The sequence below is a fragment of the Sphingopyxis sp. genome, assembly GCF_034380315.1.
Lineage (GTDB): Bacteria > Pseudomonadota > Alphaproteobacteria > Sphingomonadales > Sphingomonadaceae > Sphingopyxis.
This window is the reverse complement of record NZ_JAXMPB010000006.1, coordinates 135,316-147,514: the sequence shown is the minus strand read 5'-3', so window position 1 is coordinate 147,514 and position 12,199 is coordinate 135,316. Positions and strand designations below refer to the sequence as shown.

13 protein-coding genes are annotated in these 12,199 nt (G+C 63.9%); 8 read left to right on the top strand and 5 right to left on the bottom strand.

Annotated elements, in window-relative coordinates; all coding sequences use genetic code 11:
* Positions 1–317: 317 nt before the first annotated feature.
* A complete protein-coding gene (gene folE, locus U0S50_RS12735) occupies positions 318–917 on the top strand; it encodes a GTP cyclohydrolase I FolE (protein WP_416194991.1) in 600 nt (199 codons plus the stop codon).
* Positions 918–1,050: 133 nt separating this feature from the next.
* Here folE and rplI read toward each other — a convergent pair whose 3' ends face one another.
* The 4 genes from rplI to U0S50_RS12715 all read right to left on the bottom strand — a co-directional run bounded on the left by rplI (position 1,051) and on the right by U0S50_RS12715 (position 3,845).
* Positions 1,051–1,680, bottom strand: a complete 630-nt coding sequence (rplI, locus tag U0S50_RS12730; RefSeq protein WP_322309137.1) for a 50S ribosomal protein L9 — start codon at positions 1,678–1,680, stop codon at positions 1,051–1,053.
* A 14-nt stretch (positions 1,681–1,694) separates the two neighbouring features.
* Positions 1,695–1,919 carry a 30S ribosomal protein S18 gene (rpsR, locus tag U0S50_RS12725; protein WP_054588470.1) on the bottom strand — a complete coding sequence of 75 codons (225 nt, stop codon included), beginning with the start codon at positions 1,917–1,919 and terminating at the stop codon, positions 1,695–1,697.
* Between the two features lie 12 nt (positions 1,920–1,931).
* Complete coding sequence (gene rpsF / locus U0S50_RS12720; protein WP_322309136.1) at positions 1,932–2,297, bottom strand: 30S ribosomal protein S6; 366 nt, start codon at positions 2,295–2,297, stop codon at positions 1,932–1,934.
* Positions 2,298–2,456: 159 nt separating this feature from the next.
* Entirely contained in the window at positions 2,457–3,845 is a 1,389-nt protein-coding gene (locus tag U0S50_RS12715; protein WP_322309135.1) for a Mur ligase family protein, read from the bottom strand.
* 148 nt (positions 3,846–3,993) lie between these two features.
* On the opposite strand from U0S50_RS12715, the gene U0S50_RS12710 reads away from it, so the two are divergent.
* From U0S50_RS12710 to U0S50_RS12695, 4 genes are all read left to right on the top strand, one after another.
* Positions 3,994–4,821 (top strand): LD-carboxypeptidase, encoded by an 828-nt coding sequence (locus U0S50_RS12710; protein ID WP_322309134.1) that lies wholly within the window; start codon positions 3,994–3,996, stop codon positions 4,819–4,821.
* A 102-nt stretch (positions 4,822–4,923) separates the two neighbouring features.
* Positions 4,924–5,862, top strand: coding sequence for an ACP S-malonyltransferase (gene fabD, locus U0S50_RS12705; protein ID WP_322309133.1), 939 nt, complete (start codon positions 4,924–4,926; stop codon positions 5,860–5,862).
* 27 nt (positions 5,863–5,889) lie between these two features.
* Positions 5,890–6,630: a 3-oxoacyl-[acyl-carrier-protein] reductase gene (gene fabG, locus U0S50_RS12700; protein ID WP_322309132.1), complete on the top strand. Its 741-nt coding sequence runs from the start codon at positions 5,890–5,892 to the stop codon at positions 6,628–6,630.
* 24 nt (positions 6,631–6,654) lie between these two features.
* Entirely contained in the window at positions 6,655–7,194 is a 540-nt protein-coding gene (locus tag U0S50_RS12695; protein ID WP_322309131.1) for a hypothetical protein, read from the top strand.
* Positions 7,195–7,332: 138 nt separating this feature from the next.
* Here U0S50_RS12695 and U0S50_RS12690 read toward each other — a convergent pair whose 3' ends face one another.
* On the bottom strand, positions 7,333–9,453 hold the full coding sequence (locus U0S50_RS12690; RefSeq protein ID WP_322309130.1) for a TonB-dependent receptor: 2,121 nt from the start codon (positions 9,451–9,453) through the stop codon (positions 7,333–7,335).
* Positions 9,454–9,644: 191 nt separating this feature from the next.
* Between U0S50_RS12690 and U0S50_RS12685 the strand changes: the two genes are divergently transcribed.
* Genes U0S50_RS12685 through U0S50_RS12675 form a run of 3 tightly spaced genes read left to right on the top strand, consistent with a single transcriptional unit; the run spans position 9,645 to position 12,156 of the window.
* Positions 9,645–10,625, top strand: coding sequence for a cysteine synthase A (locus U0S50_RS12685; protein WP_322309129.1), 981 nt, complete (start codon positions 9,645–9,647; stop codon positions 10,623–10,625).
* Positions 10,622–10,996 (top strand): hypothetical protein, encoded by a 375-nt coding sequence (locus U0S50_RS12680; protein WP_322309128.1) that lies wholly within the window; start codon positions 10,622–10,624, stop codon positions 10,994–10,996. The genes U0S50_RS12685 and U0S50_RS12680 overlap by 4 nt, the downstream gene beginning before the upstream one ends.
* Entirely contained in the window at positions 10,996–12,156 is a 1,161-nt protein-coding gene (locus U0S50_RS12675; RefSeq protein ID WP_416194990.1) for a hypothetical protein, read from the top strand. Before U0S50_RS12680 ends, U0S50_RS12675 begins: the two co-directional genes overlap by 1 nt.
* Positions 12,157–12,199 lie beyond the last annotated feature (43 nt).

Sequence of the window (12,199 nt, the reverse complement as noted above, 5' to 3'; positions counted from 1 at the left end):
ATTGATTTGATCCCACCTGCCAGCCTTGCTGGTCATTGTCCTCTCCCACCGGCGTCGGGGACATCGCCGGTCTCTCCGGATTACGACCCGTTTCGACGGGTTCTGTAATGCAACGAAGGTGCGCCTAGTTAACGAAAGCGTCAAGTCACTTATTCTGAACCGAAAGGTACGGAAAATAACGACTGTCCCGAAGTTGGAAAAGATCAGGATTCCGCAACGTCATCTTGGGAAGCCACTGGAAAAATTTGTCCGGATGGCCTTGCTAATCGGCCCGTTCGCCGCGAAATGTGCGGCATGTTGGCAACAGTGAAAGCGGTATGATGACCGAAGTTGAAGTGGGACCGGACGGCAAGGTCGTTGTACCAGAGCGAGTATTGGAAGCGGTGCGAACGCTTCTGGAATGGACGGGCGACGACCCGGTGCGCGAGGGGCTTCGTGACACCCCGAGGCGCGTCGCGCGGGCGTGGAAAGAATATTGCCAGGGCTATGGCGAAGACCCGTCGGTCCACCTGTCGCGCACCTTTGAAGAAGTGGGGGGGTATGACGAGGTCGTGCTGCTGCGCGACATTCCCTTCCAGTCGCATTGCGAACATCATATGGCGCCGATCACCGGCAAGGCATCGATCGCCTATCTGCCCAAGGATCGCGTGGTTGGCATTTCAAAGCTGGCGCGGGTCTTGAACGGCTACGCGCGCCGCCTGCAGGTTCAGGAGCGCCTGACCGCCGAAGTCGCCCAGTGCATCTGGGACCATCTCCAGCCGCATGGGGTGGCGGTCGTCATCGATGCCCAGCATGGCTGCATGACGGGGCGCGGCGTGCGGACGCCCGGTGTCGGGATGGTGACGAGCCGGATGCTCGGTTGTTTCCTCGACGATGAACGCAGCCGCAAGGAAGTGCTGAGCCTGATGGGCTATTGAACGGCGAGCGCCCCGCCGCTGTTGCGGGCGTGGCTTTCGCAAGGCTTCGCCGCGGCTTTGAGGCAATGGGCAAAAGAAAAGGCTCCGGAACGTTGGGTTCCGGAGCCTCTTTTCTTGTGGGAGAGAGAAGGGCTTAAGCCTCTTCGCCCTCGTCCGCAGCCGGAGCTTCCTCTGCGGCGACTTCCGACGGGGGCGTGCCCTCTTCGAATTCGTCTTCGCTGTCGGGTTCCAGTGCAGCAGCGGCGACCGCAGCCTGTTCTTCTTCGAACATGGCGGCGATGACGTCGATGCCCTGCTTCTGCATTTCGGCTTCGTCGGGCGAGCGCGCGACGTTGACGCTGACGGTCACGACGACTTCGGGGTGCAGCTTCACCTTGATGTCGACGAGGCCGAGCGACTTGATCGGGCGTTCCAGCTCGACCATCGCCTTGCTGACGCCCTTGACGCCGTCATCGGCCAGCGCATCGACGATGTCGCGCACCGAAACCGAACCGTAAAGCTGGCCGGTGTTCGACGCCTGACGGATCAGGACGACCTGCTTGCCGTCGATGTCCTTGGCGCGGCCCTGGGCATCGGTGCGGCGTTCGGCGTTGTCGGCCTCGATCTTCGCGCGGTTCGCTTCGAACAGCTTGCGGTTGGCTTCGTTGGCACGAAGCGCCTTGTTGTTCGGCAGCAGATAGTTACGGGCAAAGCCGTTCTTGACGGTGACGACGTCGCCGATACCGCCGAGTTTCTCGATACGTTCGAGCAGGATGATTTCCATCGGACCAGCCCTCCTTACTTCACAATGTAGGGCAGCAGGCCGATGTGGCGGGCGCGCTTGATCGCCTTGGCCAGCTCACGCTGCTTCTTGGTGGACACCGCGGTGATCCGCGACGGGACGATCTTGCCGCGCTCCGACAGATAGCCCTGGAGCAGACGGACGTCCTTGTAATCGATGACCGGTGCATCCTTCTGGCTGAAGGGGCAGGTCTTGCGGCGACGGAAAAAGGGTCGTGCCATGGGTCTTTCTCCTTAGTCTTCGCTGTCGCGGTCACGGCCACGGCCGCCACGACGTTCCTGCTTGCGCATCATGACCGACGGACCCTTTTCGAGTTCGTCGACGCGGATGGTCAACCAGCGGAGGATATCTTCGTTGATCGCGGCCTGGCGCTCGATCTCGGCGATGGCTTCGCCCGAGACTTCAGCCGACAACATCACATAATGACCCTTGCGGTTCTTCTGGATCTTGTAGGCGAGCTGCTTCAGGCCCCAGGTCTCGGTCTTGTGGACCGTGCCCTTGAATTCGCCGATGACGTTGGTGACGGTTTCCGCCAGCGCATCGACCTGAGCCTGGCTCAGGTCCTGACGCGCGATAAAAACATGCTCGTAAAACGGCATGATGCGCTTCCTTCGATTTGGCCGATCGCTGGTGCCGCGCCAATCGCGTCACCCCTCCGGCTGTCGTCCTTGCTTCGCAAAATTGGTGCAAAGCAAACGGGGCGATGGCCAAAGAGCCTCGCCCCGATGCGGGCGCCTATACAGATTCGTGCGAAAGAATCAAGCGCGAACGGCCAGCTTTTCCAGCAGATCCAGCCCGAATTCCGTTAGCGTGTCGTCGCGCGCACCCAGCACCAGGATCCGGTCGCCGGACTTTGCTTCGGCGACGATCGCATCGCCGCATTCGGTACGGGTCGCAAGGTGGAGGGCATCCCCGCCGCCAGCGATCACGTCGGCGGCCAGCGCCTCGCTTCCGATGCTGCGGTCGACGGTGCCGCCAAAATAGACGGGGTCGCAGACGAACAGCCGGTCGCCGGGGCGCAGGCCGCGCGCGAAGCTCGCGGCCAACTCCTTGCCCATCTGGCGGAGCGGCCCATAGCCATGCGGCTGGAAAAAGATCAGCGTGCGGCCCGGCAGTTCGGCGGCCGCGGCCAGGGTCGCGGCGACCTTGTCGGGGTTGTGCGCGAAATCGTCGATGACCGTAACACCGCTTGCCTGGCCCAATATTTCGTAGCGGCGGGCGAGGCCCGCGAAATCCGTCAGCGCCGCGACGGATTGTGCAACCGAAATGTTGAGCGCGCGCGCCGCGGCAATCGCCGTCAGCGCGTTCATTGCATTGTGACGCCCCGGCATCCGCAGCCGCGCCGCATGGGTGTCGCCGGCGAAGTGAACGGTGAAGCGGCAGCCGTCGGGTTGCGCCTCGAAATCGCTGCCGCGCACCGCCGCGGCCTCTGAAAAGCCGAAGCGGATGACATTGTCACCGCCAAGCAGTGGCGCGGATTCGGGGTCGTCGGCGTTGATAACCGCGATCCGCGCCTTGGCGGCGAAATCGCCAAACAATTGGTGCAGTTCGGCCAGGCTCTTGTGGTCGAGGCTGATGTTGGTGACGACTGCAACGTCGGGGCGGTACAGCGCGATCGATCCGTCGCTTTCGTCGACCTCGCTGACATAGGTGGCTGCATCGCCGATGAGCGCACTGGCAAAGGGCGTTTCTTCGTTCACGAAATTGCGCATCACCGCGCCGTTCATCACCGTGGGCTCGCGGCCGACGCTTTCGAGAATCCAACCGATCATGGCGGTGACGGTCGATTTGCCGCTGGTGCCGCCGACGCCGACCGCCTTGTCGGCGGCATTAAACAGCGCAGCGTTCAACTCGGCGCGCGTCATGCGGGGGAGGCCGAGCGCATTGGCGGCGGCAACGTCGGGCACGCTGTCCTCGACCGCTGCCGAAGCGACGAGCGCCTGCCCGGCGGCAACGCCGCTGCCGTCCTGCGGGAACAGAGCGATGCCGCGGCCTTCGATCCAGTCGAATTTGTTCCGCGATCGGCCTTGATCACGGCTGCGATCCGATCCGGCAACCTGTGCCCCGCGCGCCGCGACGATCATTGCGAGCGGCAACATGCCCGATCCGCCGATACCGCAGAAGAAATAGGATTTGTTTTCGGCCATGGCGGCGCGATATGGGCTTGGCGAAGGGTTTGCAACCGGCACTCGCCCCAATTTCCGTTCGTGTCGAGCGAAGTCGGGGCGCCCTTTGGAAAGACGTGATGCCGAAGGACATCTCGACTTCGCTGGATGCAAAGGGATATGGGGACGCATGCGTATAGGAATAGTCGCCCCCAGCACCCCCATATTGCCCGACGATGCCGAAGCGGTGCGGGCGCTGGCCAGTCTTGGCTATCCTGATCTCGAACTTGTGTTCGATGAACAATGTTTTGCGGTCGCCGGGCATTTTGCGGGAGAGGATGGCCAACGTTTCGCGGCGCTGGTCGAGATGGCGAACCGCCCCGATATCGACGCGATCTGGTTCGCGCGCGGCGGTTATGGCGCGTGCCGCATCGCCGAGGATGCGGTCGCTGCGATGACCGGGGCCGCGCGCGGCAAGGCGTTCCTTGGCTATTCGGATCAGGGCAATCTGCTCGCGGCCCTTTATCGTGACGGGTTTGATCATGTCGCGCATGGCCCGATGGTCGCCGACGTCCGCCGCACGGGCGGCGATGCGGCGGTAATGCGCGCGCTCGACTGGCTCGTCGCGCGCGACCCGGCGGCGTGCGAGGCGGGGCTGCGGCACGGCGCGCGTCACGCGGCCTTTAATCTGATGACGCTGTCGATGCTTCTCGGTACCCCGCTGGAGCCCGACCTGTCGGGGCATGTGCTGATCGTCGAGGAGGTGAGCGAATATCTCTACGCCTTCGACCGCGCCTTTTTCCACGTCGCCAGCTATCTTGCGCCGCGCGGGCTTGCCGGCATCCGGCTGGGGCGGGTCAGCGACGTGCCCGAAAACGACCGCCCGTTCGGAATGGAAGCGGAAGAGATCGCGCGGGGCTGGTGCGCGCGGACCGGGATCGCCTGGCTCGGGCGCGCGGATATCGGACATGACATAGCGAACAAGGTCGTGCCCTTCGGCTTGCATCGCGCCGGGTGAGCGAATAGGCGCGCTCGCAAGGCCCCTGCAAAGGCGGGGGTGCAAATAGTCGATATGCCAATGCCTCTGCTTGTGCGGAGGTGACGAGTAAGGGGCAAGGATATGCGCGCATTCATCTTTCCGGGTCAGGGCAGCCAATCGGTCGGTATGGGCAAGGCGCTCGCCGACGCATCGAGCGTCGCGCGCGAGCTGTTCCAGGAAGTCGACGAGGCACTGGGTCAGCATCTTTTCAAGCTGATGAGCGAAGGTCCCGCCGACGAGTTGACGCTCACCGAAAATGCCCAGCCGGCGATCATGGCGAATGCGCTTGCGACGCTGCGGGTGCTGGAAAAGGAAGGCGGGGTGACGCTCGCGGCCAAGGCCGATTACGTCGCGGGGCACAGCCTTGGCGAATATAGCGCGCTGTGCGCCGCCGGGGCCTTCGATGTTGCGACCACGGCGCGGCTTCTGAAAACGCGCGGACGGGCGATGCAGGCGGCGGTGCCGGTCGGCGTCGGCGCGATGGCGGCGCTGCTGGGCGCCGATGTCGATACCGCGCAGAAGCTTGCCGACGCCGCCGCAGAAGGCGAGGTTTGTACCGTCGCCAACGACAACGACCCGTCGCAGGTGGTGATTTCGGGCCACAAGGATGCGGTCGAACGCGCGGTGGCGCTGGTCAAGGATTATGGCATCAAGCGCGGCGTGCTGCTGCCGGTTTCTGCGCCTTTCCACTGTCCGCTGATGCAGCCCGCCGCCGACGCGATGGCCGAGGCGCTGGCGGCGACGCCGCCCGCCGCTCCCTTCGTGCCCGTGGTCGCCAATGTTACCGCCAGCCCGGTCAGCGACGCATTTGAAATTCGCGACCTGCTGGTCAGCCAGGTTACCGGCCGCGTCCGCTGGCGCGAGAGCGTCGGCGCTATGGAAGATATCGGCGTTGCCCAGTTCGTCGAATTTGGCGGTAAGGTACTGTCGCCGATGGTCAAGCGAAGCGCATCGGGTGAGGTGGAGACCATCAGCGTGATTTCGATGGACGACATCGAAGCGCTGCTCAAGACGCTCTAAGATTTCAGAATTTTCAGGAGACTAGCGATGTTCGATCTCACCGGCATGACTGCCCTCGTTACCGGCGCCTCGGGCGGCATCGGCTCGGCCATCGCGCAGGCGCTCGCCGCGCAGGGCGCGCGGCTCGCGGTGTCGGGATCCAATGCCGAAAAGCTGGAGGCGTTTCGTGCTGGCCTTGGCGGCGACCATGTTGCGCTGCCGTGCAACCTCGGCGATGCGGCGGCGGTCGATGCGCTCGTGCCCTCGGCAGTCGAGGCGCTCGGCAAGCTCGACATCCTCGTGAACAATGCGGGGGTGACGCGCGACAATCTGATCCTGCGCATGAAGGACGAGGAGTGGATGGACGTCATCCGCATCAACCTCGAAGCCAATTTCCGTCTCGCGCGCGCCGCCGCCAAGCCGATGATGAAGGCGCGCTTCGGTCGCATCATCTCGATCACCAGCGTCGTCGGGGCGACCGGCAATCCGGGGCAGGCCAATTATGCGGCGTCCAAGGCCGGGGTCACGGGGATGACTAAGGCACTGGCTCAGGAACTTGCAAGCCGCGGCGTCACCGTGAACTGCGTTGCGCCGGGTTTCATCGCGACCGCGATGACTGCCGATCTTCCCGACGCGCAAAAAGAAGCGCTGAACCAGCGTATCCCGGCCGGCCGGATGGGCGAAGGAAGCGATATTGCGGCAGCGGTCGTCTATCTCGCCTCGAAAGAGGCAGGCTATGTCACCGGTCAGACGTTGCACGTGAACGGCGGGATGGCGATGCTGTCCTGACGGGGCATATTGGGGGAGGGGATCATGAACAAATGGATGGTGGCATCGGCTGCGCTGATACTGGCGGCGCAGCCGGGCGCGGCGTTGGCGCAGGACGGAGCGGCGCTTGACTGCCCGGTGTTGAGCGCGTCCGCTGACCAGCGGGCAGCGATCGGCAATGCGATGATCGGTGCCACGGATGATGCGACCCGTGACGACCTGTTTCGGCAGCTTTCCGGTATCGTCGAAAAATGCGCGACGGAGCATGGTATCGCCAAGGAACAGCAAGGCGATTATTTCGATTACAGCCTCGCGCGGGCTTCGCGCGAATGGCTTGCGGTCGATCTAGGCAAAGTGGGGATGTCGCCTCTGGTCGTCGACAAGGCGCTCGATTTTGGACCGGGGGGGACGAATCCCGATCTTTCCGAGGATATGAGCGAACCGCAGATTCTGAAGATTGTGCAGGCCTATACCGAGGAAGGCATCGACATCGACAAGGTCGAATCGGGCGTTTGGGAAAAGGTCGGCGCTTACGCTGCCGCAACGTCCATCTATTGGCGAAAACGCAAGCTGCTACCGCACTGATCCGCCGTCAGAGGCTGTCTCTGGCCTTTCGATTATTCGAACCGATCGCGCGTCCAAATGGTAGCGCCCCCGGCCTTTGCCGAGGGAGCGCCGCCGTCTTGTCTTGGCCCGGACTTTCCGTGACCCGGCAGATGCGTGTCAGAAGCTGGCGCGCGCCGTCAGGCGGATGTCACGTCCGGCCAGCGGGACATAGTCCTTCGTAAAGCTTGCGTGACGACGGGCGTCGACGTCGAAGATATTGTTCGCAGCAAGCGAGAGCGTGAGATTACGGCTGTCGGGCAGAGGGCGCCAGCTGATCGAGGCGTTGACCAGCGTAAAGCCCTTGGTGGGCGTTTCGAACGGCGCGATCCGCGTCTGGCTGTCGGTCCATTCGACTTCGGCACGGGCATCGATCCGCTCGCCCTGCGCTTCCAGTCCGCCCAGGACGCGCAGCGGCGGGATACGCGGGACATGCTCGTTGATGCCGCCGCGAATTTCCGCCCGCGTCATGTCGGCGGTCACGTCGCCGACGATATTGAAACCACCGATCTGTGCCAGTCGGGCGCTTGCTTCGGCTTCGAAGCCCCAGACCTTGGCGTCGCGCTGGAAATATTGAAACACCGGCAACTCGTCTTCTTCGGCGCCGGTTGCGGCCGAATAGATGAAATTGTCGAACCAGTTTGCATATCCGGTCAGCGCCAGGTTGATCCCATCGCTCTTGAACCGGATCGACGCTTCGGCTCCCCAGCTCGCTTCGCGTTTCAGGTTCGGGTTCCCGATCTCGAAGGATTGGGTGGCGATGTGCGGGCCGTTCGAGAACAGCTCTTCGGCCGAAGGGGCGCGCACGGCGCGCGCGCCGGATACGCTGACCTTGACGCCCTCGGCAAGCGCGTAACTGGCGCCAAGCGCGCCGGAAAAGGTACCGAAATCTCGTGCGAGCGCCAGGGTGGGCGCGCGCACATCGGTCTTTTCGTAACGGGCGGCGGCTTCGAGCCCGAGCCGACCCAGCGTCCATTCCTGAAGCGTGAAAAGCGCGAACTGATCGGTCAGGTTGCGCGGAACAAAGGCTTCGGCGCCGACGGCGTTGAAATCGCGGTGCGAAAACTGGACGCCGCTGGCGCCGCGCCAGCCGCCGCGGTCATTCTGTGCGAGCTCGAGCCTGCCCTCAAAACCCTGGTTGGTAAAGACGGTGCCGACTTCATCGCCTTCGAATTCGGTATGTTCATAGTCGACGAAACCCGCGCGCAGGCGAAGTTTGTCGAACAAGCCATCGCCCAGTTCGACCTCGCCGCGCAGGTCGGCGCGCCATTGCTTCAGGCCGATCGTCACCGGTCCTTCGCCATGTTCGTCCTCGTCCGCACCGCCGTCATCATGATGGTGTTCGGCACCAGGGCGGCTGGGTACGCCATAACGGCTGTCGATATAGGCCAGCGAGACGCCCAATTGGCCGCCATCGTTGATCAGGGCCAGGCCGCCCGCAACAGTCCAGGTTTCGCTGGCGGTGTTTGCGACCTTGCCGCGCGCGTTTGCGGTTTCGGTCAGTTCGGCCGCCTCGTCGGCATGGCCTTCTTCGCGTTCCTCGGCCGCCAGGTCCAGCAATTCGCCGCGCAGCCCCGGCGCAAGGGTGAAGCCCCCGACGCGGACGTCGCCGCTCTTGCGCCAGCTTCCGTCGAGGTGAGCGACGACCTGCGGGCTCAGGGCCACGTCGATCGATGCGCCGACATTGCGGTCGTCGGCAGCGGTCGCATAACCGCCGATGGCGTCGATATGGACATGATCGGTCGGAACCTTGCGGGGAATGCGGCGGTCGAACAAATTGACCGCGCCGCCAATTGCCTGGCTGCCAAACAGCAACACGGCTGGACCGCGCAGGATTTCGACGCGCTCGACGGTCAGGGGATCGATGGTCACGGCGTGGTCGGCCGATGTGTTCGATACATCGATCGACCCGATGCCGTCGGTCAGCACCCGTACGCGCTCGCCCGAAAAGCCGCGAAGGACGGGGCGCGAGGCGCCGGGGGCAAAGCTGGTCGCGGACACGCCGGGCTGACGGGTCAGGCTGTCCCCGATCTGTCCGCGCATGTCGCGGGCCAGTTCATCGCCTTCCAGCACCGACACATTGCCCAGAATGTCGAGGCTGCGGACATAGGGGGCCGTCACGATGATCGGCTCGCCGGTGTGGATGTCATCATCGCTGCCGGCGGCGGGGCGGTCCTGCGCATAGGCGGGGGCGGACAGCATGAGAGCGAGAGTGAAGCCGGCAGAGCAAAGGAGGCGCATCGGTAAAATCCTGGATTCGAGCACGGGTCGCGGCGGGGCAGTAATGTTATACTGTCACGATTTCAAGCTTTGCCGCGGATTTCGACGCTGTTTTGGTCGGGGCTGGGGCGCCGTTGGTCGAAAAGCGTGGCATGGCGCGCGACAAGCGAAGCTGTCTTGCGGCGTTGCGGACGGCGCCCTAGATCATGGGCATGATGATTGCTGCAAACAGCCTGGAACTTATCGGCAACACGCCGCTCGTACTGTTGAAAGGTCCGAGCGAGGAAACCGGCTGCGAAATATGGGGCAAGTGCGAATATGCCAACCCCGGCGGGTCAGTGAAGGATCGCGCCGCCCTTTACATCGTTCGCGACGCCGAAGCGAATGGCCTGTTGCGCCCCGGCGGTACGATCGTCGAGGGGACGGCCGGGAATACCGGGATCGGGCTGGCGCTGGTCGGCAACGCGCTTGGATATCGGACCATCATCGTGATGCCCGACAATCAGAGCGCGGAAAAAATGGCGACGATCCGGGCGTTGGGAGCGGAACTGGTGCTGGTCCCTCCGGCGCCTTTTGCTAACCCCGGGCACTTCGTCCACACCTCGCGCCGCATTGCCGAGGAAACCGACAATGCGATCTGGGCGAACCAATTCGATAATATCGCCAACCGGAAAGCGCATGTGTGCGGGACCGCAGAGGAAATCTGGGATCAAATGGACGGCCGGATCGACGGTTTCACCTGCGCCGCGGGGACCGGGGGGACGATTGCCGGCACGGGTTTGGGGTTGAAGGCGAAAAACCCCGATATCGTCGTCGCGCTGACCGATCCGCATGGCGCGGGCCTCTATAATTATTACAAGTGCGGCGAGCTCAAGGCCGAAGGGTCGAGCGTTGCGGAGGGCATTGGCCAGAACCGCATCACCGCCAACCTCGATGGCGCACCGATCGATACGCAGTTCCGGATTTCGGATGCCGAGGGATTGGCGGTCGTTCGCCGGTTGCTGGCTGAAGAGGGGCTGTGCCTGGGACTGTCGTCGGGCATCAATGTCGCCGGTGCGATGGCGCTGGCGCGAGAGCTGGGGCCGGGAAAGCGGATCGCGACCATTCTTTGCGACAGTGGCTTTCGCTATTTGTCGACACTTTACAATCCTGAATGGTTGGCCAGCAAGGGGTTGGCGGAGAACGCAGCATGAAGGATGCGCGGCCGAATCCTCAGCCGCCGATCATGCCGGTCCATGATGGTATGCGACGGCTGCAAATCGGCATAGCCGGCGTACTGACGGTGCTGCTGCTCGTTGGCATGGCGGGCGTGATCGGCGACCGAGCCCGCGAGCGCGCGACCGAAGATGCCGCTGCGGCAAGCCAGGTGAAAATGCCCGGCGAGGAAGGCAAGAGCGCGAGCGCGCCGCTGGAGGAACTGGGCGTACAGCCGGTGTCGAAGGATGAAAATGCCGCGACCACGGTAAAGGTGCCGCAGACGGCGCCGGTGCCGGCTCCGGCCACCGTTCCCGACCTCGAGCCCGATCCCGAACTCGAACGCGCGCGCCAGTCCAAAAAGGAATGATGGCGAAATTGCGTTCTGCACTGCACGTCGTTGCGGCGGCCGTGACGATCGGTCTGTTGGGATGGTTCGCGGGCGGGCAATCCTTGCTTGGACGCGTCGACCCTGCACTTGTTGTGCCCTGGCTGTTTCCGCCGATGCTCCTGTTCGGTTGGTTGCAGCGGGGGCAGGGGCGGCAGCATCGCTGGCGCGGCATCTTGTTCGTCGCATTGGCGGTCGCTGCGGGGCAGGCGGTATCGGTCGCGACGTTGGCATCGAGCGGCGCGGTTGGGCAACTTGCCTTGGTGGCATGTTCGGTCGTTGTGGTTGGGTGGCTGGCGGACGCGATCGTCCAGTATCGCGCGCGGGGCAGGGCGGTAAGGATAGTCGCGGCCTTTTGTCTGGCTGTCGGCTGGTTCCTTTTTTCCCATGTCGGGCTCGCCGCACTTTATCGTGCTCCGCCGGCTGCGGTGGGTGCGCCGCCGGTGACGATGTTGACCGGATTGCCTTTGCGCTGGGCAGGTGGCGGCGACTTGTCCGCCATGGTTCGCGCGGGTGCGGAGGAGGATCCGGCGCTGCTCCGGTTACAGGCGGCGGGTCCGGTGCGGCTGGTCGACAGTCTGGTCGAGCAAGTGCCGCCACCCGGCGGCGCGCTGTTGATCGCTCACCCGCGTGCGTTGGCTCCGGTCGAACTGGTGGCGATCGACAGTTTTGTTCGTGGTGGCGGCCGGGCCGTCATTCTGGCTGACGCGCTTTCCGGATGGCCGACGATCTATCCGCTTGGCGATCCGCGCAATCCGCCTGTGACGAGCCTGTTGACGCCGCTGCTCGACCATTGGGGAGTGACGCTCGGCGCGGCGCCGCCGGGTGATGAGGCGCCGGTATCGGTCGATGTCGACGGGGCGCGTCTTCGCTTGTTCAGCGCTGGTGCCTTTGAGGCGCTGCCGGACGGGTGCCGCCGTTTCGGCGCGCGCCGTGTTGCTTTCTGCCGCATTGGACAGGGTCAGGTCTGGCTCGTTGGTGATGCCGATCTGATTTTTGCGCCGTTGTGGCAACCGCCGGTTCCGGGCGCCGACCATCTGCGGTCGTCGGACACGATGGAATGGCTTGCGGGCCGCTTGTGGGGGGTGAAGGCCAGAGAGTCGCTTTTTGCCCCCGTCTGGATTCGCGCAGCCGTAACCTGACTTTGGGCTGGGCTTGCGGTGCCCGCCGCATTTTCCTCGATTC

What these genes read in the sequence shown, in the direction of transcription:
- rpsR (WP_054588470.1), bottom strand. Translation starts at nt 1,919, where the DNA reads ATGGCACGACCCTTTTTCCGTCGCCGCAAGACCTGCCCCTTCAGCCAG.
- U0S50_RS12675 (WP_416194990.1), top strand. Translation starts at nt 10,996, where the DNA reads ATGGCGAAATTGCGTTCTGCACTGCACGTCGTTGCGGCGGCCGTGACG.
- U0S50_RS12690 (WP_322309130.1), bottom strand. Translation starts at nt 9,453, where the DNA reads ATGCGCCTCCTTTGCTCTGCCGGCTTCACTCTCGCTCTCATGCTGTCC.
- U0S50_RS12710 (WP_322309134.1), top strand. Translation starts at nt 3,994, where the DNA reads ATGCGTATAGGAATAGTCGCCCCCAGCACCCCCATATTGCCCGACGAT.
- U0S50_RS12680 (WP_322309128.1), top strand. Translation starts at nt 10,622, where the DNA reads ATGAAGGATGCGCGGCCGAATCCTCAGCCGCCGATCATGCCGGTCCAT.
- folE (WP_416194991.1), top strand. Translation starts at nt 318, where the DNA reads ATGATGACCGAAGTTGAAGTGGGACCGGACGGCAAGGTCGTTGTACCA.
- fabG (WP_322309132.1), top strand. Translation starts at nt 5,890, where the DNA reads ATGTTCGATCTCACCGGCATGACTGCCCTCGTTACCGGCGCCTCGGGC.
- U0S50_RS12715 (WP_322309135.1), bottom strand. Translation starts at nt 3,845, where the DNA reads ATGGCCGAAAACAAATCCTATTTCTTCTGCGGTATCGGCGGATCGGGC.
- U0S50_RS12685 (WP_322309129.1), top strand. Translation starts at nt 9,645, where the DNA reads ATGATGATTGCTGCAAACAGCCTGGAACTTATCGGCAACACGCCGCTC.
- rplI (WP_322309137.1), bottom strand. Translation starts at nt 1,680, where the DNA reads ATGGAAATCATCCTGCTCGAACGTATCGAGAAACTCGGCGGTATCGGC.
- rpsF (WP_322309136.1), bottom strand. Translation starts at nt 2,297, where the DNA reads ATGCCGTTTTACGAGCATGTTTTTATCGCGCGTCAGGACCTGAGCCAG.
- U0S50_RS12695 (WP_322309131.1), top strand. Translation starts at nt 6,655, where the DNA reads ATGAACAAATGGATGGTGGCATCGGCTGCGCTGATACTGGCGGCGCAG.
- fabD (WP_322309133.1), top strand. Translation starts at nt 4,924, where the DNA reads ATGCGCGCATTCATCTTTCCGGGTCAGGGCAGCCAATCGGTCGGTATG.